The sequence below is a fragment of the Luteimonas changyuni genome, from assembly GCF_039548395.1.
Lineage (GTDB): Bacteria > Pseudomonadota > Gammaproteobacteria > Xanthomonadales > Xanthomonadaceae > Luteimonas.
This window is the reverse complement of the sequence record NZ_JBCLUZ010000006.1, coordinates 16,542-41,013: the sequence shown is the minus strand read 5'-3', so window position 1 is coordinate 41,013 and position 24,472 is coordinate 16,542. Positions and strand designations below refer to the sequence as shown.

Annotated in this window: 23 protein-coding genes; 17 read left to right on the top strand and 6 right to left on the bottom strand. The window is 71.0% G+C overall.

The genetic code is table 11. The annotated features are described in order from the left end of the window. Window positions 1-5 precede the first annotated feature (5 nt). The 10 genes from WCD84_RS04200 to WCD84_RS04155 all read left to right on the top strand — a co-directional run bounded on the left by WCD84_RS04200 (window position 6) and on the right by WCD84_RS04155 (window position 10,473). The gene (locus tag WCD84_RS04200; protein WP_343280580.1) at window positions 6-353 is read left to right on the top strand and encodes an acyl-CoA thioesterase; all 348 of its coding nucleotides are present in this window, start codon (window positions 6-8) and stop codon (window positions 351-353) included. 176 nt (window positions 354-529) lie between these two features. Continuing rightward, entirely contained in the window at window positions 530-1,867 is a 1,338-nt protein-coding gene (locus WCD84_RS04195) for an amidohydrolase (protein WP_343280535.1), read from the top strand. A gap of 87 nt (window positions 1,868-1,954) precedes the next feature. Further along, window positions 1,955-2,851 carry an NADPH-dependent 7-cyano-7-deazaguanine reductase QueF gene (gene queF / locus WCD84_RS04190; protein WP_449280060.1) on the top strand — a complete coding sequence of 299 codons (897 nt, stop codon included), beginning with the start codon at window positions 1,955-1,957 and terminating at the stop codon, window positions 2,849-2,851. Between the two features lie 136 nt (window positions 2,852-2,987). After that, window positions 2,988-3,374, top strand: a complete 387-nt coding sequence (locus WCD84_RS04185; RefSeq protein ID WP_343280579.1) for a LysM peptidoglycan-binding domain-containing protein — start codon at window positions 2,988-2,990, stop codon at window positions 3,372-3,374. Continuing rightward, window positions 3,371-3,859 (top strand): hypothetical protein, encoded by a 489-nt coding sequence (locus WCD84_RS04180; protein ID WP_343254545.1) that lies wholly within the window; start codon window positions 3,371-3,373, stop codon window positions 3,857-3,859. The genes WCD84_RS04185 and WCD84_RS04180 overlap by 4 nt, the downstream gene beginning before the upstream one ends. 179 nt (window positions 3,860-4,038) lie before the next feature. Beyond that, the gene (gene icd, locus WCD84_RS04175) at window positions 4,039-5,367 is read left to right on the top strand and encodes an isocitrate dehydrogenase (NADP(+)) (RefSeq protein WP_343280533.1); all 1,329 of its coding nucleotides are present in this window, start codon (window positions 4,039-4,041) and stop codon (window positions 5,365-5,367) included. A 458-nt stretch (window positions 5,368-5,825) separates the two neighbouring features. Next, a complete protein-coding gene (gene aceK / locus WCD84_RS04170) occupies window positions 5,826-7,652 on the top strand; it encodes a bifunctional isocitrate dehydrogenase kinase/phosphatase (protein ID WP_343280532.1) in 1,827 nt (608 codons plus the stop codon). 126 nt (window positions 7,653-7,778) lie between these two features. Then, the gene (locus tag WCD84_RS04165; protein WP_449280059.1) at window positions 7,779-8,648 is read left to right on the top strand and encodes a class I SAM-dependent methyltransferase; all 870 of its coding nucleotides are present in this window, start codon (window positions 7,779-7,781) and stop codon (window positions 8,646-8,648) included. Beyond that, window positions 8,649-9,209: a pseudouridine synthase gene (locus WCD84_RS04160; RefSeq protein WP_343280531.1), complete on the top strand. Its 561-nt coding sequence runs from the start codon at window positions 8,649-8,651 to the stop codon at window positions 9,207-9,209. It begins immediately after the preceding gene. Window positions 9,210-9,333: 124 nt separating this feature from the next. After that, window positions 9,334-10,473, top strand: coding sequence for a hybrid sensor histidine kinase/response regulator (locus WCD84_RS04155; RefSeq protein ID WP_343280530.1), 1,140 nt, complete (start codon window positions 9,334-9,336; stop codon window positions 10,471-10,473). Between the two features lie 30 nt (window positions 10,474-10,503). Here the strand turns inward: WCD84_RS04155 and WCD84_RS04150 are convergent, their stop codons facing one another. Both WCD84_RS04150 and hrpB read right to left on the bottom strand, forming a co-directional pair. Then, entirely contained in the window at window positions 10,504-10,956 is a 453-nt protein-coding gene (locus WCD84_RS04150; RefSeq protein ID WP_343280529.1) for a hypothetical protein, read from the bottom strand. 108 nt (window positions 10,957-11,064) lie between these two features. Then, window positions 11,065-13,605 carry an ATP-dependent helicase HrpB gene (gene hrpB / locus WCD84_RS04145; RefSeq protein ID WP_343280528.1) on the bottom strand — a complete coding sequence of 847 codons (2,541 nt, stop codon included), beginning with the start codon at window positions 13,603-13,605 and terminating at the stop codon, window positions 11,065-11,067. 367 nt (window positions 13,606-13,972) lie between these two features. Between hrpB and WCD84_RS04140 the strand changes: the two genes are divergently transcribed. After that, window positions 13,973-14,788, top strand: coding sequence for a TatD family hydrolase (locus tag WCD84_RS04140; protein WP_343254558.1), 816 nt, complete (start codon window positions 13,973-13,975; stop codon window positions 14,786-14,788). A gap of 150 nt (window positions 14,789-14,938) precedes the next feature. Here WCD84_RS04140 and WCD84_RS04135 read toward each other — a convergent pair whose 3' ends face one another. The 3 genes from WCD84_RS04135 to WCD84_RS04125 are packed head-to-tail and all read right to left on the bottom strand — an operon-like array spanning window position 14,939 to window position 18,351. Then, the gene (locus tag WCD84_RS04135; protein WP_343254559.1) at window positions 14,939-16,519 is read right to left on the bottom strand and encodes an OmpA family protein; all 1,581 of its coding nucleotides are present in this window, start codon (window positions 16,517-16,519) and stop codon (window positions 14,939-14,941) included. A gap of 51 nt (window positions 16,520-16,570) precedes the next feature. Continuing rightward, entirely contained in the window at window positions 16,571-17,392 is an 822-nt protein-coding gene (locus WCD84_RS04130) for an ABC transporter permease (protein WP_343280527.1), read from the bottom strand. Further along, window positions 17,389-18,351: an ABC transporter ATP-binding protein gene (locus tag WCD84_RS04125; protein WP_343280526.1), complete on the bottom strand. Its 963-nt coding sequence runs from the start codon at window positions 18,349-18,351 to the stop codon at window positions 17,389-17,391. The genes WCD84_RS04130 and WCD84_RS04125 overlap by 4 nt, the downstream gene beginning before the upstream one ends. 84 nt (window positions 18,352-18,435) lie before the next feature. On the opposite strand from WCD84_RS04125, the gene WCD84_RS04120 reads away from it, so the two are divergent. From WCD84_RS04120 to WCD84_RS04095, 6 genes are all read left to right on the top strand, one after another. Then, window positions 18,436-19,197, top strand: a complete 762-nt coding sequence (locus WCD84_RS04120) for a ferredoxin--NADP reductase (protein WP_449280058.1) — start codon at window positions 18,436-18,438, stop codon at window positions 19,195-19,197. 87 nt (window positions 19,198-19,284) lie between these two features. After that, window positions 19,285-19,677, top strand: coding sequence for a hypothetical protein (locus WCD84_RS04115; RefSeq protein WP_343254562.1), 393 nt, complete (start codon window positions 19,285-19,287; stop codon window positions 19,675-19,677). After that, window positions 19,674-19,874, top strand: a complete 201-nt coding sequence (locus WCD84_RS04110) for a helix-turn-helix transcriptional regulator (protein ID WP_343254563.1) — start codon at window positions 19,674-19,676, stop codon at window positions 19,872-19,874. The genes WCD84_RS04115 and WCD84_RS04110 overlap by 4 nt, the downstream gene beginning before the upstream one ends. After that, complete coding sequence (locus WCD84_RS04105; protein ID WP_343280525.1) at window positions 19,871-21,373, top strand: alpha/beta hydrolase; 1,503 nt, start codon at window positions 19,871-19,873, stop codon at window positions 21,371-21,373. Before WCD84_RS04110 ends, WCD84_RS04105 begins: the two co-directional genes overlap by 4 nt. A gap of 1 nt (window position 21,374) precedes the next feature. Then, the gene (locus tag WCD84_RS04100; protein ID WP_343280524.1) at window positions 21,375-22,121 is read left to right on the top strand and encodes an ABC transporter ATP-binding protein; all 747 of its coding nucleotides are present in this window, start codon (window positions 21,375-21,377) and stop codon (window positions 22,119-22,121) included. Continuing rightward, complete coding sequence (locus tag WCD84_RS04095) at window positions 22,118-23,299, top strand: ABC transporter permease (RefSeq protein WP_343280523.1); 1,182 nt, start codon at window positions 22,118-22,120, stop codon at window positions 23,297-23,299. Before WCD84_RS04100 ends, WCD84_RS04095 begins: the two co-directional genes overlap by 4 nt. A gap of 84 nt (window positions 23,300-23,383) precedes the next feature. On the opposite strand, the gene WCD84_RS04090 is transcribed toward WCD84_RS04095, so the two are convergent. Next, the gene (locus tag WCD84_RS04090) at window positions 23,384-24,442 is read right to left on the bottom strand and encodes an energy transducer TonB (RefSeq protein WP_343280522.1); all 1,059 of its coding nucleotides are present in this window, start codon (window positions 24,440-24,442) and stop codon (window positions 23,384-23,386) included. Between the last annotated feature and the right edge of the window lie 30 nt (window positions 24,443-24,472).

Genomic DNA, 24,472 nt, shown 5'->3' with positions numbered 1-24,472 from the left:
TGGAAATGGTCTTCCCCGACCACACCAACCACCTCGGCACCCTGTTCGGCGGCACCGCGCTGGCCTGGATGGACAAGGCCGCCTTCATCGCCGCCTCGCGCTATGCCCGGCGCACGGTGGTCACCGCGCGCTCGGAGCAGGTCGATTTCAAGTTGCCGATCCGCCAGGGCCAGCTGGTGGAGACGATCGCACGCGTGGTCGAAGTGGGCCGCACCTCGATGCAGGTCGAGGTGGAGCTGGTCGCCGAGGACCTGCTCAGCGGCGACCGCGAGCTGTGCACCCGCGGCCGCTTCGTGATGATCGCGCTGGATTCGCGCGGCCGTCCGGTGGCGGTCGCGCCGCTGCCCGCCTGAGCCGTGGGCCGGGCCGCGAACGTGGCGGCCGCTCCGGAGCGGTTGCGGCCTCAACCCTCGTGTAGAAGCAGCTATGGCTGCGACCCGGCTACCCGCACAGTCGGTCGCAGCTGTAGCTGCTCCTACAGGGGAGCAGCGGAGTAAGCTCGCTTGATCACCTTCGGGAGAGTCACGTCATGCCGCACGCCATGCGCAAGCACGCGCAGTACGTTCCTGCCTTCGCCACCCTGACCCTCGCCTTGGCCCTTGCCGCGCCACCGCTGCTGGCGCAGGACGCCCAGCGCGCCGAAGTCGCCGCAGCGGCGCAGTCGCTGCAGCAGAAGGTCGTGGACTGGCGTCGCGACCTCCACCAGAACCCTGAACTCGGCAACCGCGAGACGCGCACCGCGGCACTGGTCGCGGAGCACCTGCGCGAACTCGGCCTCGAGCCGGAAACCGGCATCGCCACCACCGGCGTTACCGCGGTGCTCAAGGGCGGCAGGCCCGGGCCGCGGATCGCGCTGCGCGCCGACATGGACGCGCTGCCGGTGACGGAAGCCACCGGCCTGCCGTTCGCATCGAAGGCGACGACGACCTTCAACGGCCAGACCGTGGGCGTGATGCATGCCTGCGGCCACGATGCCCACACCAGCGTGCTGATGGGCGTGGCCGAAGCGCTGGTGGCGATGCGCGACGAACTGCCGGGCGAAGTGCTCTTCATCTTCCAGCCGGCCGAGGAAGGCCCGCCGGACGGCGAGGAGGGCGGCGCCGAGGAGATGCTGGCCCAGGGGATTTTCCGCGACTTCAAGCCCGAGGCGGTGTTCGGCCTGCACGTGTTCTCGACCCTCAACGCCGGCGAGATCGGCGTGCGCAGCGGGCCGACGATGGCGGCATCCGACCGTTTCAACATCGTGGTCAAGGGCCGGCAGACGCATGGCTCGCGCCCCTGGGGTGGCGTCGACCCGATCGTGGCCGCGGCCGACATCATCGGCACCGCGCAGACCGTGGTCAGCCGCCGCCAGGACATCTCCAGGCAGCCGGTGGTGCTGAGCTTCGGCGCGATCCACGGCGGCGTGCGCTTCAACATCATTCCCGACCAGGTGGAGCTGGTGGGCACCATCCGCAGCTTCGACGACGGCATGCGCGAGGCGGTGTTCGCCGACCTGGCCAACGTCGCCGAAAAGGTCGCGGCCGCGCACGGCGCCACGGTCGAGGCCAAGGTGCCTGACACCGCCGGCACCCCGGTCACCGCCAACGACCCGGCGCTGACCGCGCGCATGCGGCCCAGCCTCGAGAAGGTGGCGGGCGAGGGCAAGCTCATCGACATGCCGCTGAACATGGGCGCCGAGGATTTCTCGTACTACGCGCGCGAGGTGCCGGCGGTGTTCTTCTTCGTCGGGGCCACGCCCGCGGGGCAGGACCCGGCGACGGCACCAAGCAACCATTCGCCGGAGTTCTTCCTCGACGAGTCCGCGCTCGATGTCGGCCTGCGCGCGATGCTGCAGCTGACCCTGGACTACCTGCACGGCGAATGATCGCCAGCACGACAAAGACCCGCGCCGCCACCGTTCCCGCGGTCGCGGCCATGGCCGCGACCGCCGCGACGGCGGCCCCGGTCACGGGTGAAACAGCGGCCGTTGCCTGCAGGCGATAATGCCGCCATGACCAGCGAACTCCCCCTCGGCCGCGAGGTTGCCTACCCGCGCGCCTACGACCCGGCCCTGCTGTTTCCGATCGCGCGCGACCAGGGGCGCGACGCGCTCGGCATCGCCGCCGGGGCCCTGCCCTTCAGCGGCCACGACCGCTGGCACGCCTATGAACTTTCCTGGCTGGACACGCGCGGCAAGCCGGCCGTGGCCACCGCCACCTTCCTGGTGCCCGCGGACTCGCCGCGGCTGATCGAGTCGAAGTCGCTCAAGCTCTATCTCAACTCGTTCAACTCCACGCGCTTCGCCGACCTTGACGAAGTCCAGGCCCGGATCAGCGCCGATCTGTCGGCCGCGGCGGGCGCCACCGTCATGGTCGAGTTCGGGCTGCCACCGGTGGATGCCGGCGCAGGCAGGAACGCGCAGGCGGCGGCATCCGGGACCGGGCGGGACGCGCCGACGCCGGCATCGATCGATGACATCGAGATCGACTGCGACGAATACGATGCCCCCAACCCCGCGCTGCTGGCGGCCGACGCCGGCGAGATGGCGGACGAGGTGCTGCACTCGGCACTGCTGAAATCCAACTGCCCGGTCACCGGCCAGCCGGACTGGGCCAGCCTGCGCCTGGCCTACCGCGGCCCGCGCATCGACCGCGCCGGGCTGCTGCGCTACCTGGTGTCGTTCCGCGAGCACGCCGGCTTCCACGAACAGTGCGTGGAGCAGGTCTTCGTCGACGTCATGGCGCGCTGCCGGCCGGAAGCGCTGTCCGTGGAGGCGCGCTACACGCGTCGCGGCGGGCTCGACATCAACCCCTGGCGGGCCACGCCGGGAATGCCGCAGCCCGCGGCCGGGCGCGACCCGAGGCAGTAAGCGGCCCGCGACAGCGCGGGACCTCCACGCCGGCACGATGTTTCCTTAACAGGCGGCCGGTGTATATCTGTCGACGCTTCACGCGGCGCAGGAGGCCCGAATGAACAATCCCCAGAACCCGAACGACCCCGGCTCGCTGTCGCTCAAACCCGGCGCCAACGCGTCCGGAACGCCGGCAAAAAGCGGCACCGGCAAGCCGGATTTCAGCAACGTCCGCAGCGGCGTCAGCAGCACCGAGGCCCCGGCGGAGGGCCGCCCCGACTTCAGCAACGTGCGGTCTTCGGTCAGCTCGACCGAGGACGTCATCGGCGACACGCAGTACACCGTGCAGAAGGGCGACACCCTTTCCCACATCGCCAGGGCCCAGTACGGCAAGGCCAGCGAGTGGCGGCGCATCTTCGATGCCAACCGCGACCAGCTGGACGATCCCGACCGGATCCAGCCCGGCCAGACGCTGAAGATCCCGGCCGCGGCCCGCGAAGACGACGGCACCACGACCAGCCCCCACGGAGACAAACAATGACCCGACACCTGATGACCACCGCGCTGGCCGCGGCACTGCTGGGCAGCCTGGCCCTGGCCGGCTGCAAGAAGGACGAGCCCGTGGCGCCGCCACCTCCGATGTCCACGCCCGCCCCCGCCGCCACCCCGGCCGCGGCGCCCGCACCGCGGGTGAGCGTGACCTCGGTCGATCTCGGCACCGAGATCGACGGCGCCAACCGCATCGCCAGCCCGACGACCACCTTCACCCCCACCGACACCATCCATGCCTCGGTGGCCACGACCTCGTCGGACCCTTCGGTGCCGCAGAACGGCCAGCTGACCGCGCGCTGGACCTATGAGGGCGACCAGCTGGTGGACGAGACCAGCCGTGACTTCAGTTTCACCGGCACCGGCCAGTCCGCCTTCAAGATCAGCAAGCCCGACGGCTGGCCGACGGGCAACTATCGCGTCGAGATCCTGCACGACGGCGAAGTCGTGCAGACGCGGGACTTCGAGATCCGCTGAGCCCCTGGGCGGCCACGGGGCGCGGCCTTCCGGGGCCGCGCCTTTTTCGTGCCGCCGGCGGGACCCGGCCCGGCCCGCCGCGCGACGCGACGCCTTTGCCCGGACCGTCGCGAAGCGCGACAATGACCGTCCGAATTCGCCGCGCGCGCTCCGCAGCGCGGCCTCCCTGGAGGAACCCGATGGCAGACTTCACCCCGGCCGTGCCCGCAGGCGGCAGCCCGATCACCAAGACCGCAAAGGGACTCAGCGTCCCCGACCGCCCGATCATCCCCTTCATCGAGGGTGACGGCACCGGGCCGGACATCTGGAACGCCAGCGTGCGCGTGCTCGATGCCGCGGTCGAAAAGGCCTACGGCGGCAAGCGCAAGCTCGAGTGGATGGAAGTCCTGGCCGGCGAGAAGGCCTTCAACCAGACCGGCGAATGGCTGCCGGAGTCCTCGGTCGAAGCCTGCCGCGAGTACCTGGTGAGCATCAAGGGCCCGCTGACCACGCCGGTCGGCGGCGGCATCCGCTCGCTCAACGTCGCCCTGCGCCAGATGCTCGACCTCTACGTCTGCCTGCGCCCGGTGCGCTGGTTCGAGGGCGTGCCCTCGCCGGTGAAGAAGCCGGGCGACGTCGACATGGTGATCTTCCGCGAGAACACCGAGGACATCTACGCCGGCATCGAGTTCGAGCCCGGCAGCGCCGACGCGCAGAAGATGCTCGACTTCCTGCAGAAGGAATTCCCGAAGGGCTTCGACAAGATCCGCTTCGGCACCGCCGACAAGGCCAAGGCCTGGAACGACCAGCTGTCCGCGGTCGGCCAGCCGGCCACCGACACCTCGGTCAACGTCGGCATCGGCATCAAGCCGGTCAGCTGGCAGGGCACCGAGCGCCTGGTGAAGTCGGCGATCGAGTACGCGATCGCCAACGGCCGCAAGTCGGTGACCCTGGTGCACAAGGGCAACATCATGAAGTTCACCGAGGGCGCGTTCCGCGACTTCGGCTACAGGGTCGCGCGCGAGCAGTTCGGCGCGGTCGAGCTTGACGGTGGCCCCTGGCACGTCATTCCCGAGGGCAAGCCGGGCGCCGGCATCATCATCAAGGACGCCATCGCCGACGCCTTCCTGCAGCAGATCCTGCTGCGTCCGCGCGAGTACGACGTGTCGGCCACGCTGAACCTCAACGGCGACTACCTGTCCGACGCCCTGGCGGCGCAGGTTGGCGGCATCGGCATCGCGCCGGGTGCGAACATCAACTACGTGACCGGGCATGCGGTGTTCGAGGCCACGCACGGCACGGCGCCGAAGTACGCCGGCCTGGACAAGGTGAACCCGGGTTCGGTGATCCTGTCGGGCGAGATGATGCTGCGCTACATGGGCTGGACCGAAGCCGCGGACGCGATCATCAAGGCGATGGACGGTGCGATCGGCTCCAAGCGCGTCACCTATGACTTCGCGCGCCTGATGGACGGTGCCACCGAAGTGAAGTGCAGCGAGTTCGCGGACGAGATCATCAAGCACCTCTGACGACACTTCGCCACACGCTCCATTGTTCTCCCGCAATGCCCGCGACGCCCGTCGCGGGCATTGCCCGTTTCGGGGCCTGGATTTTTTGGCGATGTGTAGCGCGGCGTGGCGGTGGGGTATCCCGTGCGCAGGTCGGCTTCGCCGCCCTTGAATGCGCTCGGGATACCCCACCACCCCACCGCCTCCTATCGCCGGCGCGAGGTTGGGGGTGCCGCTTCGATGCGAAACGCCGTATGTGGTGGCCTACCGCGCGCGATCCACAGGTCGTCCTGCTTGCCAGGCTGATCCGCGGCGGAGGGTGGGTGGGGTCGCAGTGCGCATTCAAGGGCGGCGCAGCCGACCTGCGCACGGAGTGCCCCACCCACCCTCCGCCCTCGCGAAACCCTCCCAGGCGCCTACGGAGCGCGCGCACACCCACGGAGGAGGCGAAAGGACCGTCGTGGGGCCACACTCGGGCCATGGCCTCTTCAACAAGCGATCCGCTGGTGCCGCGCGCGGCCGCGCTGGTGCTGGATGCGTTCGAGGATTACGACGCGCGCTTCGGCGACCTGACGCGGCGGGCGCGGCGGCGCTTCATCCGTCGCGACTGGCGCGGAGCGCAGGCGGACGCACTGGCGCGCATCGAGCTGCAGGACGACTTTCTTCCAGAGGCGCTGGGGCGGTTCGAGGCGCTGGTGGGCGAGCGCATGCGCTCGCGGCCGTTCTGGGCGGCGGTGCGCGGGGCGTACGAGGCGCTGACGGAGGGCCGCAGTGACGCCGCGATGGCGCGCACGCTGTTCAATTCGATGTCGCGCCGGTTCTTCCTCACCGAAGGCGTCGCGCAGGCGCTGGAGTTCCACCAGCCGGGCGACGGCGCTGCCGGCGACCCGGCCTGTCCCGGCGAGCTGCATTCGCTGCCCGACGGCGCGGATGCCTGCGAGCGCTGGCAGAAGGCGCTGCGCGCGCGGGGCTTTCCACATCGCGATATCGACGCCGACGCCCGCGCCATCGCGGATGCCGTGGCCTCGCGCCTGCCGCTCCACGCCGCGAACGTTGCCGACGACGACGCGCGCCGCCCCGACGATGCGGGCCGCCGCGACGATCCCCGCGGCCCGGACATCGCCCTGCTGGACACCGTCTTCTACCGCGAGCGCCGTGCCTACCTCGTCGGCCGCGTCGAGGCCGCCGACGGGCCGCGGCCGCTGGTGGTGGCGCTGGTGAACGGGGCCGAAGGCGTGCGCGCCGATGCGGTCCTGGTAGAACGCGCGCAGGTCTCGATGCTGTTCGGCTACGCACGCAGCTGGTTCCACGCCGACCTGGCGCGCGTCGGCGATGCCGTCGCCTTCCTGCATGCGCTGCTGCCGGCCAAGCCGGTGTCGGAGCTGTACTCGGTGCTCGGCCGCGCCAAGCAGGGCAAGACCGAGCGCTATCGCGAGATCCGGCGCCACTTCGCCGCGCGGCCGGACGAGCAGCTGGTGCGCGCCGACGGCGTGCGCGGCATGGTCATGGCGGTGTTCACCCCACGCGACCTGCCGGTGGTGTTCAAGGTCATCCGCGACCGCTTCGCCGAGCCCAAGGACAGCGTGCGCGCCGACATCGAGGCCAAGTACCGGCTGGTCGCGCGCCGCGACCGCGTCGGCCGCCTGGTCGATGCACAGGAGTTCCGCCGCCTGCGCTTCCCGCGCGCGGCCTTCGCGCCGGACATGCTCGAGGAGCTGCTGACGCAGTGCGCCGAAACCGTCAGCGCCGAGCGCGACGTGGTGCTGCTGCGGCACTGCTACGCCGAGCGCCGGCTGCGGCCGCTGGACCTGTTCGCGCGCGAAATGCCGGAGGCCGAGGCGCGGCGGGCGGTGATCGACTACGGCCAGGCGATCACCGACCTGGCGCGCAGCGGCATCTTCCCCGGCGACCTGCTGCTGAAGAACTTCGGTGTCTCGCGCCACGGCCGCGCGCTGTTCTATGACTTCGACGAACTCTGCCTGCTGGAAGAGGTCAATTTCCGCGATGTGCCCGAAGTGCGCGAGGAAGACGAAACCCGGCCGCTGGAAGACTGGCTGTACGCGCGGCCGGACGACGTGTTCCCTGCGCTGTTCCCGAACTTCCTCGGGCTGCCGCCGCCGCTGCGGCAGGCCCTGCTCGAGGCGCATCCGGGGATTTTCGAGGCCGGCTGGTGGCGCGGCATCCAGGGGCAGCTGCGCGGCGGCGGTTATCTCGACGTGCCGCCGTATCCGCCATCGGCACGGCTGCCAGGCCCCGACCCCGGCGGAACAGCGACAGCGACAGCGCGTTCGGGCACAGCGCAGTGAGGCCGCGGCCGAAGCTGCCGGCAGCTGACCGCGGCCGAGGCACCGAGCGGGGGCGGCCTCCGGTACCGGCGCGGGCTGGACGACTTTGCGGGTAGGCTTGCAGCCCGGTCCACAGGAAACACCGCCATGATCCGACGCCTGCCTTTCGCCGTATTGCCGCTGATGCTCGCTGCCTGCGCCGGAGCACCCGCCGCGGGAGGCGATGCCGCCGCTCCTGCCGCCGTGCCGCCGCCTGCCACCGGGATGTCGATGCGCGCGCCCGACCCGCTGCTCGACCAGGCCCTGGCCGGCGCCTGGCGCTCGCCCGAAAACGTGGCCCGCGACCAGTACCGCCATCCGCGCGACACCCTGTCCTTCTTCGGCATCGAGACCGGCCAGACCGTGGTCGAGGTCACCCCCGGCGGCGGCTGGTACGCCGAGATCCTCGCGCCCTGGCTGCGCGCCGGCTACGTCGCCGCGGTCGTCGACCCCGCGGCCCTGCCCGAAGCCCGCCGCGACTACTCCGCGCGCTCCAGGGCCGGCCTGGAAGCGATGTTCGCCTCGGCCCCGGCGCAGTACGGCGATGCCCGCATCGTCGCCTACGATCCCGCGGCACCGGTGCTTGGCCCGGCGAATTCGGCCGACGCCGTGCTGACCTTCCGCAACGTGCACAACTGGCGCTCCTCGGGCCAGGCCGAGGGCATGTTCAAGGGCTTCTTCGACGTGCTCAAGCCGGGCGGCGTGCTGGGCGTGGTCGAACACCGCGCCGCCGGCGACGTGGCCGACGACGACAAGTCCGGCTACGTCGGCCAGGACCAGGTGATCGCGCTCGCGACCGCCGCCGGCTTCCGCCTCGATGAAGCCAGCGAGATCAACGCCAACCCGCGCGACACCCGCGACCATCCCAACGGCGTCTGGACCCTGCCGCCCGGCAACAACCACGACGCCGAGGACCGCCAGCAGTACCAGGCCATCGGCGAAAGCGACCGCATGACGCTGCGCTTCATCAAGCCCTGAGTGCTGGTCGCGTTCAACAAGCCGCACGGCGTGCTCTGCCAGTTCACCGACAGGAGCACGCCGCCGCGCCCGACCCTGGCCGGCTTCGGCCTGCCGCCCGGGGTGTATCCCGCCGGCAGGCTCGACCACGACAGCGAAGGCCTGCTGCTGCTGACCGATGACGGCGCGCTTGCCCACCGCATCACCGACCCGCGATACAGGCTCGCCAAGACCTATCTGGCGCAGGTCGAGGGTGAACCGGCACCGGAGCAGCTGGTCCGGCTGGCCGCCGGCGTCACGCTGCGCGACGGGCCGACGCGTCCGGCCCGCGCGCGCCTCGTGGATCCGGCGCCCGCACTGTGGCCACGCGATCCACCGGTGCGGGTCCGCCTGACCGTCGCCGACGCCTGGATCGAACTGGTCATCAGCGAAGGCCGCAACCGGCAGGTGCGGCGGATGACGGCGGCGGTCGGGCTGCCGACGCTGCGCCTGGTGCGGGTGGCGATCGGTGCCACGCGGCTTGATGGCCTCGCCCCCGGGCACTGGCGCGAACTCGGGCACGCCACCCCGTTTTCTTCCTGAACCGTTCAGCCGCAATCCGCTGCGCAAGCAGGCATTGCGATGGCCGCAACTCGGTTGCGGGATCTTTCTGCTACCGTCGGCGAAGGCGCGCGACATCCGTCGCGCGCAGCCGTGGAACAGCTTCATGAAGGCAAGCACGATCCATGGCCGGGTACTCGTCGTCGACGACCAGCCGGCCAACCTGCGCGTTGTGAGCGCACTCCTCGAACGCCAGGGATACCACGTGGCTGCCGCCGAAAGCGGCGAGGCGGCGCTCGCCGCCGCCGAGGAACAGCGGCCGGACCTGATGCTGCTCGACATGATGATGCCGGGCATGGACGGCTTCGGAGTAATGGAGGAAATCCGCATGCGCGCGCTGCTGCCACGGGTGCCGGTGGTCTTCCTGACCGCCGCCCAGGACCGCAGCCTGCTGTTGCGCGCCTTCGAGGCGGGGGCGGTCGATTACGTGGTCAAGCCCTTCATCCCCGAGGAGCTGCTGGCCCGGGTCAACGCGCACGTCGGCCTGAAGCTCGCGCGCGACCGTCTGGAGCAGGTGGCGCGCGAACGCCAGGAGCTGGTCAATCTGGTCGCCCATGACCTGAAGAATCCGCTCAGCAGCGTGGTCTTCGCCAGCGACATCCTGGCCTCGGGCACGCTGCGTCCCGAGCGCGTCCCGCGCTACTTGGAAGTGATCCGGGAAAGCGCCGAAGACGGCCTTGGCTACATCCGCCGCTACCTGGAAACCCAGGCCAGCGCCCGGGTGGCCACCAGCAACTCCGACGCCCGGGTGGGACTGGCCGAAGTGGTGGACTGGATCGTCCGCCGCTACGGCATGCAGCTGGAGGACAGCGGCTGTCGCCTGGTGGTGGGCGAAGTCGGACCTGCCGTGGTGGCGATGGATGCGCTGGTGCTGCGCCAGGTCGCGGGCAACCTGATCAGCAACGCGATGAAATACGCACCGGGGAGCGATGTCGACATCCACGTCGCTTCCGGCGTGACCGGGTTCTGGAAGCTGTGCGTTTCCGACCGCGGCCCGGGCGTCCCGAAGCACCGCCAGCGCGAGCTGTTCACCCCGTTCACGCGCCTGACGGACGATGACCCCGCGCGCGCCGGCTCATCCAGCGGACTGGGCCTGTCGCTGGCAAGGCAGATCGTCGCCAACGCCGGTGGCCAGCTGTGGTACGAGGACCGCGACGGCGGCGGCGCCTGCTTCGTGGTCGAACTGCCCGAGGCGCGGAGCGCGGTGGCTTCGCCCCGCTCCGCGGCGGCGAGCTCCCCGGCCTGACCTGGTCGACCGGGGCGGGTCCCTCCGGTTCTAGCGGTCGTCCTGCAGGGACGCTTCGCGCGACGTCGCGGCGTCGACTTCAACGCCCAGGTCGCCGGGCTCCAGCGCGTCCCTGATCTGCTGCGGACGCCGCATCGCGGCCTGCTCGGCGGCCTTGCGACGGTGCCGGAGCACGGCATAGGTCGCCGCGCCGATGCCGATCGCGGCCGCGGTCAGCGCCACCGGATGGCGACGGGCGACGATTCCGGCCGCACGCGCGCCGGTGCGCGCCGCGCCCAAAGCCACGCCGGCCTGGAGCCATTTGCCGGCGCCCTGCTGCACGCCGCTCAGCCAGGTGCCTGCATCGTGGGGAGCACCCTGGAGCCATTTGCCGGCACCGTCGGGCACGGCCTGGCGAAAGCCGTCGCCGAGGCGCCCGGCCAGGTCCATGGCCTTGTCGGGAATGGCGTTGCGGACGTCGCGGATGATGGTGCGCTTGCGCATGCGGATTTCCTCTGGATTGCACCGGCGCATGACGCCGGGACGGGAATGGATGACGGGACCGAGTCTGGCCCGTGCTTCGTGGTGCCGGCGTGATCCGGACCAAGCCGTTCAGCCACCGCGCGGTCGCGCACGATGGGTGGGCACGGCGTTCCAGGGATCCTCGGGCCAGGGGTGCCTCGGGTAGCGGCCTTTCATCTCGCGCCGCACCTCCGGCCAGGTCCGGTCCCAGAAGCTGCGAAGGTCGGACGTCACTTGCAGCGGCCGCCCGGCCGGCGACAGCAGGTGCAGCAGCAGCGGCACGCGACCGTCGGCGATGCGTGGCGTGTCCGGCAGGCCGAACAGTTCCTGCAGCTTGACCGCGAGCACCGGCGGCTGCGGCTGGCCGTCGCCATCGACGGCGTAGTCGATGGTCCGGGCCTGGCCCGATGGCACCGTGATGCGCAGCGGAGCCAGCGCGTCCATGCGCTGCTGCAGCGCCCAGCCGACGCGGACGCGGAGCGCGGCGGCAAGCGCATCGGCGTCGAGGGCGTCGAGTCTCGATTTGCCGGCGAAGGCGGGCAGCAACCAGTCGTCCAGGCTCGCGATCAGCGCGTCATCGGCGAGGTCGGGCAGCTCGAGCTCGGGCATCCAGGCGCGCAGGCCGGCGATGCGCGCGCGCCACTGGCGCAGGCCGTCGCTCCAGGGCAGCACGTCGAGCCCGAGCGCGCGCACGGCATCGGTCAGCGCCTGCGCGGCCGCGGCGGGATCGACGCGGCCGGCGGGGCGGCTGTCGAGGACGATGCCTGCGAAGCGGCGCACGCGTTCGCCGACCAGCGCGCGACGCGCGGCGTCCCAGCGGGTTTCGTCGCGCTGGCTGAAGCGCGCGCCGAAGTCGCGGCGCAGCGCGGCCTCGTCCACCGGTGCGGCGCGCAGCAGCAGGGCGTCGCCGCGGGCCTCGTAGCGCAGCTCGCTGGCCACCAGCCAGGGTTCGCCGATCAGCTCGCTGTCCTCCAGCAGGCGCGCCATGCGGCCGTTGGCGAGCTGGTAGCGGCGAAGGTCGCCGGGATGGCGGGCGGCGATGCGGTCGGGGAAGGCGTGCGCAAGCAGATCGCCGAGCGCGTGTGCGGGCGCGTCGACCACTGGCGACCCATCCAGCCGCAGGCGGCGGCGCCACTGGCGCGCGGAGGCGTCGATCGCGGCCAGCGCGGCGCGACTGGCATCGGCCGGGACGCGTCGCTCGCGAAACGCGGCCAGCGCGCGCCAGCGCGCGGCGACGGCGTCGCTGCGCGACCGCAGCGGATCGCGCGACTCGATCAGCGCGGCGAGATCGCATGCCAGCGCCCGCCCGCGGGCATCGCCCGTGGCCAGCAGCATCGCCGCCAGGCGCGGATGGGTGCCGAGCGCCAGCATGCGCCGCCCGCGCGCGGTGATTGCATCGCCTTCCAGTGCACCGAGCGCGCGCAGCAGGTCGCGCGCCGCGGCCAGCGCTCCCGCCGGCGGCGGATCGACGAAGCGCAGCTGGTCGCTGCCCCAGGCCGCCAGTTCAAGCGCCAGGCCGGCCAGCTCGACCTGGGCGATTTCCGGCCGCCGCTGCGGCTCCAGCCGCTGCGATTCGGGCCACAGTCGATACGTCCAGCCCGATGCCACGCGCCCCGCACGTCCCGCGCGCTGGTCGGCGGATGACTGCGCGATGCGGACCACGTCCAGGCGGCTGAAGCCGCTGTTGGGATCGTGCCGTGGCTCGCGCGCCAGGCCGCTGTCGATGACCACGCGCACGCCCGGCAGCGTCACGCTGGACTCGGCGACGTTGGTGGCCAGCACGATGCGCCGGCGGCCATCGGCGTCGGGACGCAGCAACCGGGATTGCTCCTCGACCGGCAGGTCGCCGTGCAGCGCGAGCACGTCGACCGCCGACCGCGCGCCACCGGTCCCTGCCGGATGCGCAGCGGCATCGCCGAGCGCATCCGCGAGCACCCGGGCCAGCCGCTCGATCTCCCGCCGCCCCGGCAGGAACACCAGCACGTCTCCCGGATGCCTGCCCAGCGCATGCTCGATCGCGCGCCGCGCCTGGTGCTCCAGCGCCTCGTCGCGACGCGCCGGGAAGTGCGCGACCTCGACCGGATGGCTGCGGCCCGCGCTCGACAGCCGCGGCGCATCCAGGAATCCGGCCAGGCGCTCGCCGTCGAGCGTCGCCGACATCACCACGATGCGCAGGTCCTCGCGCAGCCCGGCCTGCACGTCCAGCGCCAGCGCCAGCCCCAGGTCGGCGGCGAGATGGCGCTCGTGGAACTCGTCGAACAGCAGCGCACCGACGCCATCGAGCATCGGGTCGTCCTGCAGCATGCGGGTGAGGATGCCCTCGGTGACGACCTCGATGCGGGTCGCCGACGAGATCCGGCTTTCGAAGCGGATCCGGTAGCCGACGGTCCGGCCGACTTCCTCGCCGAGCGATGACGCCATGAAGCCAGCCGCCGCGCGCGCGGCCACCCGGCGCGGCTCCAGCATCAGGATGCGGCGGCCGGCAAGCCAGGGCGCGTCGAGCAGCGCCAGCGGCACCCGCGTGGTCTTGCCGGCACCGGGCGGCGCCTCGAGCACCAGGCGCGGATGCAACAGCAGCGCCTCGCGGATGGCCGGCAGCAGCGCGTCGATGGGAAATGTAGTGTCGTGCACGCGAGAAGAATAGAGCCTTCGGGCGCGGGGTCGGGGGGACGGGGACGGGGAAGGGGAAGGGGAAGGGCAGGCTTCTCGCGAAGGCGCGAAGACGCCAAGCCGGCGAATGGAAATCCGGACCCGGGGCGAGACCCGAAGCCGCGAACCCCCAATCCGCCGAAGCGCGTCGCTGTACGGGGGGCATGGACAGCGCACATGGATGTGCGCGGAAGGCGAATCAGCCATGGACGGCTGCTTCGCCGGTCCATGCCCCCCGTGCAGCGGCGTGCTCCCTCACGAAGCCCGCGCCCCGCCACCCACTACACCGCAACCCGCAACCCGCAACCCGCAACCCGCACCCAGAATGCCCGCCCCCTACAATGCCCTCATGCAACTCATCGACATCGGCGCCAACCTCACCCACGACAGCTTCGACCACGACCGCGACCAGGTCATGGCCCGCGCCCGCACTGCCGGCGTCGTGCAGATGGTCGTCACCGGCGCCAGCCGCGAACACTCCCCGATGGCACTCGAACTCGCACGCGCCCATCCCGGCGAGCTGTTCGCCACCGCCGGCGTGCATCCGCACCATGCCAGCGACTACACCGCCGAATGCGACGCCGAAATGCGCGCACTGCATGCGCATCCCGAAGTGGTGGCCGTCGGCGAAACCGGCCTCGACTACTTCCGCGACTTCTCCCCGCGACCCGCGCAGCGCAAGGCCTTCGAGCGCCAGCTCGAGATCGCCGCCGAGCTGTTCGCTTCGGGCCGCGGCAAGCCGCTGTTCCTGCACCAGCGCGACGCGCACGCCGACTTCATCGCGATCATGAAGGACTTCGAAGGCCGCATCGGTCACGCGGTCGTGCACTGCTTCACCGGCACCCGCGAAGAATTGTTCGACTGCATCGACCGCGACTGGCACATCGGCATCACCGGCTGGCTCTGCGACGAGCGCCGCGGCAAGCACCTGCGCGAAATCGTCGGCAACATCCCGGCCAACCGGCTGATGGTGGAAACCGACGCGCCCTACCTGCTGCCGCGCACGCTCAGGCCGATGCCGAAGGACCGCCGCAACGAACCGATGTTCCTGTCGCACATCGTCGAAGAGCTTGCGCGCGACCGCGGCGAAGACATCGCGCTGACCGCGGCCAATGCCACGGCCACCACCCGCGCATTCTTCCAGCTCCCCGCCCCGCCCCTGTAGGAGCAGCTACAGCTGCGACCCCACCGACCCGGAATCACGCGCGTCGGCGGGCGACACGTTGTTGCCGCCGCGCCTCGCAATCGCAGCTGTAGCTGCTCCCACGGGTTGGCGCAGTGGCGAAGGGACGCGATAGCGGCGAACCGCGCGTGATTACAGGCGGACCAACTCCACGCGGCGGTTCTTCGCGCGGCCCTCGTCGGTCGCGTTGTCCGCCACCGGCTGCGACTGGCCGTGGCCCTTCGCCTGCAGGCGCGCGGCCGCGATGCCCTCAGCGGCCAGCGCCGCCACCACGCTTTTCGCGCGTGCCTCGGACAGGCGCTGGTTATGTGCGGCATCGCCGGTGTCGTCGGTGTGGCCGTCGATCGACAGGCGCAGCGAAGGATCATCGCGCAGCAGCGCCAGCACCTGCCCGATCTGCGGCTTCGAGTCGGGAAGGATGTCGGCCTTGTCGACCGCGAAGTTGACCTGGATCGCGACCCGGCCGTCGGCGTCGAGCTGCTGCTTCAGCTCGGACGCCGGCAGCAGCGCCGCGGTCTGCACGAAGCCCTGGCGTTCGGCCACCACCCAGCCGGAGGAGAGGTAGTCCAGCGCCGCGTGCACCCAGACCTGGCGGCCGTCGGCAAGGTCCACCCGGTAGACGCGTGATTCGTAGTCGTCCCAGCTGAAGCCCGTGGCGTCGCTGTAGAAGCCCTTCAGCTCGCTGTCGTAGCGCTCCGACGCCTCCTTCGGAATCCGGCCTTCGAACACCAGCACGCCGCCGGCCTCGGCCATCATCGCCTCCAGGCTGCGGCGCACTTCGTGCATGGAGTTGGAGCGTTCCCCCGCCCTCACGTCCGCGGCGTAGGTCCGGCCCTCCACTTCTTCGAAGCCGGTGCCGGTCCAGAACGGGTACATGTCGAAGTCGCGCTGGCTGGGCCTGTTGCCATCGTCATAACCCGCCGGCAGCGACAGGTAGGGGAACGCGTCGCCCCAGTGAGCAGTGGCTTCGAACGGGCGCTCTTCCATCACCACCAGCGCAGCGCCGTGCGAATCCGTGGACAGCTGCATCCAGATGGTCCGGTCCGCCTGGCGGATGACGTGCACCGTGGTCGCGGTGTCGGCATCGAGGTTGACGCCTTCGATGAAGCCGCCGCCGATCTCGGCTTCAAGCTGCGGGCCGTAGTACAGATCGCGCCGCAGCGGACCCTCGAACACCTGCTTCGCGCCCGCCTGCGCGAACGCGGCCTCGAGGTTGCGGCGCAGCTCGAGCCGGGAGAACTCCTTGTCGCCGCGGTGATCGCGGGCGATGCCCAGCAGGCTGTTCCAGCTCGCGCCCTCCACCCAGTGCAGGCCGTCGCCGAGCCGGAACGGGAAGCGCGCGTGGCTGCGCTGGCCGGGCCGGTTGAGCGGACCGTAGCCGGAGGGCATGGAGAAGAACGGGAGTTCGCCCAGCGGCGCGCTGCTCAGCGGCACGCTTTCAATGTCGAAGGGCAGCAGTGCGATCGGGTTGCCTTGCTTGTCCTCGAGGCCGGTCCCGGTTCCGGGCGCATCGGCGGCGCCGGCATCAAGCGCATCGGTCGCATCGGGCAGCGCTACTCCAGCTGCGGCGTCATCGGCGGGCGGCGGCGCGGCATCGTCGGCAGCTGCGGCACCGGCAGCGGTCGCGGCATCGCTGCCGGAATCAGGCGCGCCACCGCAGGCGGACAGCATGATCGCGAGCACGCACGCGGCGGCCAGGTTCCCTTTGCGCATTCCTCTTGCTCCAGTGGGGGCGGAAGGCGCGAGGTTACAACACGATGTGGCTCAGCTGCGCAGCCCGACCCCGCGCTTCAGCAGCCACAGGCCCAGCGCGCCCAGCACCACCACGAAGACCAGCATCAGCGCATACGCCACCCACAGCGGCACGTCGCCCTGCCCGAGCAGGCCATAGCGGAAGGCGTTGACCATGTAGAAGATCGGGTTGGCGTAGGTCGCCGCGCGCGCCCAGTCGGGCAGCAGCTGGATCGAATAGAACACGCCGCCCAGGTAGGTCAGCGGGGTGAGGATGAAGATCGGCACGATCGCGACGTCGTCGAACTTCTTCGCGAACACCGCGTTGACAAAGCCGGCCAGCGCGAAGATGGTCGCGCCCAGCAGCACCGTGCTCAGGGTCACCCACGGGTGCGGGATGCGCACGGTGGTGAACAGCATCGCGATGCAGAGCACGATCACGCCCACCATCAGCCCGCGCAGCACGGCACCGGCGACGTAGCCGCCGAGGATCACCCACGGCGGCATCGGGCTGACCAGCAGCTCCTCGACGTGGCGGCCGAACTTGGCGCCGAAGAAGCTCGACGAGATGTTGCCGTAGCTGTTCTGGATCACGCTCATCATCACCAGCCCCGGGACGATGAAGTCCATGTAGCTGATGCCGTCCATGGTCCCGATGCGGCTGCCGATCAGGCCGCCGAAGATCAGGAAGTACAGGGTCATGGTGATCGCCGGCGGCACCAGGGTCTGGCTCCAGATACGCAGGATGCGCATCACCTCGCGGCGGGCGATGGTGCCGAGCGCGACCAGGTCGGCGCGCAGGCCCTCTGGCGTGGCGCGGACGGCGGCGTCTGTCTTGGCGGGTGCGAGGCTCATGCCGCAGCTCCGGTGCCGGGCGACGCGGCGGTATCGCTGGTCATGCGCACGAACAGCTCCTCGAGGCGGTTGGACTTGTTGCGCATCGAGCGCACGCGGATGCCGGCCTCATCAAGCGTGGCGAACACGCGGTTGAGGTCCATCGAGCGCGGCATGTCGATGTCGAGCGTGTGTTCGTCCATCGCCGCCACCCGCGCGCCGTCGATCGCGGGCAGCTCGGCCGGCAGCTCGCCTTCGACGTCGAGCAGGAAGCCTTCGACATCGAGCTTGGACAGCAGCGTGCGCATCGGGCCGGATTCGACGATGCGGCCGTGGTCGATGATCGCCAGGTTGCGGCACAGGTTCTCCGCTTCCTCCAGGTAGTGCGTGGTGAGGATGATGGTGGTGCCGCTGGCGTTGATCTCGCGCAGCGACTGCCACATGCCGCGGCGGATCTCGATGTCGACGCCGGCGGTGGGCTCGTCGAGGATCAGGAGCCGCGGCGAGGTCATCATCGCGCGGGCGATCATCAGCCGCCGCTTCATGCCGCCCGACAGCGTGCGCGCCATCATCTGCGCCTTGGGCGACAGATGCGCGCGCTCGAGTTCGACCTTCGCGCGGACCAGGGCCTCGCGGCGCGGCACGCCGTAGAAGCCGGCGTAGTTGACCAGGATGTCGAGCGGCTGCTCGAACATGTTGAAGTTCAGCTCCTGCGGCACCAGCCCGACCAGGCGCATCGCGCGCGCGCGCTCGGCCTGCTGGTCGACGCCGAACACCCGCACCTCGCCCGAGGTCTTGTTGACCAGCGACGAGATGATGCCGATCAGGGTCGACTTGCCGGCGCCGTTGGGGCCCAGCAGCGCGTAGAAATCACCGGGCACGACCTCCAGCGAAACCCCCTTCAGGGCTTCGACGCGGTTGTCGTAGGTCTTGCGCAGGTCGCGCACCGACAGGGCGGCGGGCGGGGCGGCGTGACTCATCGTGACTCCTTGGCCGCGGGTGCATGCAGGGGGGCGGTATTATAGGGGCCCTGCGGGTCCCGGCCCGGAAACGGTCCATCCCAAGTGCCCGCCCAGTTCCCGCTCAAGCTCGTTTCCCGCCGCATGCTGGCGCCCACCGTGGCCCACCTGGTGCTCGCCCGCGACGACGGCCAGCCGCTGGACTACATCCCCGGGCAGTTCGTGCAGGTGCATTTCAGCTACGGCGACGGCACCGCGACCAAGCGCAGCTACTCGCTGGCCACCATCCACGACCACGCGATGGGCCCAGGGGAATGCGTGGAAATTGCCGTCAGCTACGTCGCCGGCGGTGCCGCCACGTCGCTGTTCGAAAACCTCGAGATCGGCGGCACGGTCCAGGCCAGCGGGCCGTTCGGTCGCTTCTGCCTGCAGCCCGCCGACGACAACCGCCGCTACCTGCTGGTCGGCACCGGCACCGGCGTCACCCCCTACCGCGCGATGCTGCCGCTGCTGGCGCAGGCGATGGCCAACCGCGGCGTTGAAGTGGTGCTGCTGTTCGGCGCCCGCACGCCGGACGAGCTGCTGTACGGCGACGAGTTCCGCGCCTTTGCCCAAGCGCACCCGGGGTTCCGCTTCGTGCCCTGCTTCTCGCGCGAACTGCCCGCGCCCGGCAGCGCGCAGGACCATCCCGACGTGCGCCACGGCTACGTGCAGCAGTTCCTGGGCGAGTTCGCGCCGCAGGCCGAAGGCGACATCGCCTACCTGTGCGGCAACCCGGACATGGTCGACGCCTGCTTCGAGGCGCTCAAGGACCACGGCCTGCCCGTTCCGCGCATCCGGCGCGAGAAGTACGTCAGCAGCAAATAGCGCGGGAGGGTGTCAAGCCTGCTTGACACGGCCCCTCCGGTCGCGGCATCCTCGTGTCAAGCAAACTTGACACGAGGCATCGCCGCCATGCACTCCATCCAACGTCGCTACCGCCGCGAGTTCTTTCCCGCCATGGCGGCCTATGTGGTCGTGCTGTTCCTGTCGATATACGCGCTGCGCGCGGTCGACGCGACGTGGGCGCGCGCCATCCTGGCGCTGCTGCCGGCCGTGCCGGTCGTGTTCGTGGCGCGCGCGGTGCTGCGCTTCGTGCGCGACAGCGACGAGATGCAGCGCAGGATCCAGCTCGAGTCCTTCGCCCAGGCATCGCTGGTGCTGACCCTGGGCAGCTTCGCGCTCGGCCTGCTGGTGCTGGCCGGGGTGCTGCACGTCAATGCGGGCCTGGCGCTGATCCTCGTCCTGCCGGCGTACTCCTTCCTGCACGGCGTCTTCGCCTGCGTCACCACGCGCCGCTACCGGTGAAGAGCCGGGTCCGCGAACTGCGCGAGGCGAGCGGCTGGTCACAGGCGCAGCTGGGCGAACGTCTGGACGTCTCAAGACAGACGGTGAACGCGATCGAGACCGGCAAGTACGATCCCAGCCTGCCGCTGGCCTTCCGCATCGCGCGCCTGTTCGGCTCGCCCATTGAATCCATCTTCCACCCCGAGGATCCCGCATGAGTACACGTGGAACCCCCATCGCCGCGCTGCTGGCCGTCGCGCTCGCGGCCGGCTGCACGGCGCAACCCGGCGACACGCCGGCCGACGGCCGCATGCGCCAGGGCGCGATCGGATTCGAATCCTGCTCGCTGAGCGCGGTTGGCGCCAAGGCGGTCGAGGCGCAGTGCGCCAGCTTCGCCGTGCCTGAGGACCACGACGTCGCCGACGGTCGCCGGATCGAGCTCGCAATCGCCTTCCTCCCGGCCACCGGCCAGGCCGAGCCCGACCCGGTGCTGATGATCGCCGGCGGCCCCGGGCAGTCGGCGCTGGAGTCGTTTCCGATGGCGGCGGCCGCCTTCGACGACGTGCGCCGCAGCCGCAACGTGGTCCTGGTGGATGCCCGCGGCACCGGCGGCTCGGCGCCGCTGCACTGCAAGGGCGACGAGGGCGAGAACGCCTTCGGCCCCGGGGAGGACATGTCGCAGGACGCCATGCGCGCCTTCGCCGAGCGCTGCCGCGACGCGCTGTCGCCCGACCACGACCTGCGCCGCTACGCGACCATGGACCACGTCCGCGACCTCGAGGCGGTGCGCGAGGCCCTGGGCGTGCCGCAGCTCAACCTGGTCGGCATCTCCTACGGCACGCGGGTGGCGCAGCAGTACGCCCGGGCCTACCCGGCCGCCACGCGCACGGTGCTGCTCGACGGCGTCGCGCCCAACAGCATGGTGCTGGGCCAGGAACACGCGCGGAACCTGGAGCAGGCGCTCGCCACGCAGTTCCAACGCTGCCGCGCCGAACCCGCCTGCGTCGACAACCTGGGCGACCCGTCGGCGCTGCTGCCCGTGGTGCGCTCGGCGCTGGAAGCGGGCGATCTTGCGCCCGTCGACTACCGCGACCCGGTGAGCGGCGAGTGGCTCGAGGAAGCCCCGGCCTTCGGCCACCTGGCGGCGCTGCTGCGGATGTTCTCCTACCAGCCCGCGGCCGCGGCGACCCTGCCGCTGCTGCTGCACGACGCGTCGCAGGGCCGCTACGCGCCGCTGCTGGCGCAGTCGCGGATGCTGGGCGCGTCCCTGGGCGATGCAATGGCCCACGGCATGCAGCTGTCGGTGATCTGCACCGAGGACGTCGGCGAAATGTCGCTCGATCCGGACGACGCGGGCAGCGTGCTCGGCAATGAAATGGTGTCGTTGCTGCAGGCGCAGTGCGCGGCCTGGCCGACCGCGCCGCGCGCGGAGGGCTTCCGCGAGCCGCTTACCGGCGACGTCCCGCTGCTCGCGATCAGCGGCGAATTCGACCCGGTCACCCCGCCGCGCTACGGCGACGAGGTGGTCGCGCACCTGGCGAACGCACGCCACCTGGTCGCGCCCGGACAGGGCCACAACGTGCTCGGCGCCGGCTGCATGCCGAAGCTGGTCGCCCAGTTCATCGAACGCGCCGACGCCGCCGGCATCGACGCCGGCTGCCTCGACCGCCTGGCCCCGGCGCCGCCGTTCGCCGGCTATTACGGATGGGAACCCTGAGATGATCGAAGTCCAAGACCTGCACAAGACCTTCAAGGCCAAGTCCGGCCCGGTGCACGCGGTGCGCGGCGTCAGCTTCGAGGCCCGCGACGGCGAGATCACCGGCCTGCTGGGCCCCAACGGCGCCGGCAAGACCACCACCCTGCGCATGCTGTACACGCTGATGTCGCCCGAGCGCGGCACGGTGCGCGTGGACGGCCTGGACGCGCAGCGCGACGCCACCGCCGTGCGCCGCAGCCTGGGCGTGCTGCCGGACGCCCGCGGCGTCTACAAGCGCCTGACCGCGCGCGAGAACATCACCTACTTCGGGCGCCTGTATGGCCTCGACGAAGCCACCATCGCCGCGCGCATCGACGATCTGGCGGTCAGGCTGGGCATGGAGGACTTCCTCGACCGCCGCACCGAGGGCTTTTCGCAGGGCCAGCGCACCAAGACCGCGATCGCGCGCGCGCTGGTGCACTCGCCGCGCAACGTGATCCTGGACGAGCCCACCAACGGCCTGGACGTGATGACCACCCGCGGCCTGCGCGCCTTCCTGCAGGAGCTGCGGGCGCAGGGCCACTGCGTGATCTTCAGCAGCCACATCATGCAGGAGGTGGCCGCGCTGTGCGATCGCATCGTGATCATCGCCCAGGGCGAAGTACGCGCCAAGGGCACCCCCGATGAGCTGCGCGCGCAGTCGGGCGAAGACAACCTCGAAGACGCCTTCGTCAAACTGATCGGCACCGAGGAGGGCCTGTCCGCATGAGCCTGTTCAAGAACACGGTGCTGACCGTCGCCCGCAAGGAGCTGCTGGACCTGTTCCGCGACCGGCGCACGGTCATGCTGGGCCTGCTGATGGGCCCGCTGCTGTTCCCGGTGCTGATCCTGGGCATGGGCTCGATGGCCGAGAAGCGCGCGCGTACCCAGCTGGAGTCGGTGCTGGACCTGCCGGTGATCGGCGCCGCGCACGCGCCCAACCTGGTCCGCCACCTGGGCACGCGCGACATCAATGCGATCGACCCGCCGGAGGACGCCGAGCTCGCGCTGCGCAACCAGGACCATGACGTGGTGCTGCGCATCCCCGAGGCGTTCCCCGAGCGCTGGCGCGAGAGCCGGATGGCGACCGTGGAGATCCTCTACGACTCCTCGCGCCAGGATTCGCGGATCCCGGTGGCGCGGGTGCGCGAGGCGCTCGCCCAGTACGGCAACCAGGTCGGTTCGCTGCGCATGGTCAGCCGCGGGATCAGTCCGGAGGCCACGATCGCGGTGATGGTGGCGCAGCGCGACGTGGCCACGCCGGAATCGCGGCGCGGCATGCTGCTCGCCTTCCTGCCCTACCTGCTGATCTTCAGCGCCTTCGTCGGCGGTGCGTACATGGTGATCGACGTCACCGCCGGCGAACGCGAGCGGCAGTCGCTGGAACCGCTGCTGGCCACGCCAAGCTCGCGCAGCGCGCTGATGAGCGGCAAGATCCTCGCCGCCTGCGCACTGGGCATGCTCAGCCAGTTGCTGATCCTGGTCGCGCTGGCGGTCAGCATGGCGCTGGCGCCCAAGGCGCTGCAGATGGTCGCGCTGACGCCGCACATGCTGCTGTTGCTGCTGGCCGTGCTGATCCCGATCGTGCTGATCGGCTGCACCCTGCTGACCCTGATCTCGGCCAGCGTCAAGTCGGTGAAGGAAGCTCAGAGCTACATGAGCGTGCTGATGCTGCTGCCGATCATCCCCACCGTGGTGCTGATGGTCAGCCCGGTGAAGGAGCAGCTGTGGCAGTTCACGGTGCCCTTCCTGGCGCAGAACCAGATGGTGCTCAAGCTGGTGCGCAGCGAATGGATCACGCCGATGCAGTGGCTGGTCTACTTCGGCGCCAGCCTCGGCCTGGCCCTGGTGCTGTGGCTGATGGCCGCCCGCCTGTACCACCGCGAGAAGCTGGCGATCTCGGGCTGAGGCGCGTGGAAACAGAAACGCCCGGCCAGTGGCCGGGCGTCCGTCCGTGCGGCGACCGCAAGGCCGCCGCAGGGAAGCGGTGGCTCAGCCGCCGGGATTGAACGCGATCGTGCGCCGCGTGGTGACCGGTTCGGACACCGGCTCGAAGCGCCAGCGGCGGACCGCGGCCACGGCTTCGCGGTCGAAGACCCGCGGCGGGTCGGCGCGGACCACGCGCGCGTCGCTGACGCTGCCGTCGGGGCCCACCGTGAACTCCACCTGGACCTCGCCCGCCTGCGCGGCTCGCAGGGCGTCCGGCGGGTAGCGGGGTGCGGGCGTGCTGAGCGGCCGCAGCGTGGGCGACGCGGCCGCCGGGGCCGGTGTCGTGGCCGCCTGCTGGGCCTGCTGGCGCTGCTCGGCGGCGCGCTGCTCGGCGGCACGCGCCGCAGCCGCGACGCGCTCGGCCTCGGCGCGCTCGGCGGCTTCGGTGTCGGCACGCTGCTGCTGCGCCAGCTGCTCGCTGGCCTGGCGCTGCTCGTCGGCCTGGGCGCGCTCGCGATCGACTGCAAGCTGGCGCTGGCGTTCGACTTCCTGCTCGGCGCTCAGCGCCTGCTGGGCGATGCGCCGGTCCACGGTTTCTTCAGCCGTGACAATCGTGGCCTGGAGGCGCTGCAGGGCGGGATGGTTGGCGTCGGCGCGTCCGACCAGGGCCGCCAGCCGGCGTGCCTCCTCGAAGTCTTCGCGGTCGCGCGCCTGCTCGGTGGCGATCACCAGCATCGGCATGAGGTCGGTCAGTGCGCTGGCGACCGCGGCATCGCCGGGGGATTTCTCGCGCAGGGCCAGGTAGTACTCCAGCGCGTTGTCGCCGGCCGGCGCGTAGAGGCGGCTTTCGGCATAGGCGGCGCGTCCGCGCTCGCGAAGCTCATCGGCGCCGAGTTCGGCCAGGGCATCGGCCTGGATGGCGGCCTGTTCGGCGGCATCGGCCGCGCTGGCGCCGGCGGCCCCGCTTGTGGCGGTCGCGCTGCTGGCGGCATCGCTGCCGGCGTCGGCCGCGGGCGCGGCGGTGTCATCCTTGCCGCAGGCCGCGATGGCGAGGATGAGGGCCGCGGCAAGGGCCAGCCGGGACAGGCTCCCTCGCGCGGTGGCTTGGTTGTTCACGGACATCTGTTTGTACTCCCCCTGAGTGTGCGGATG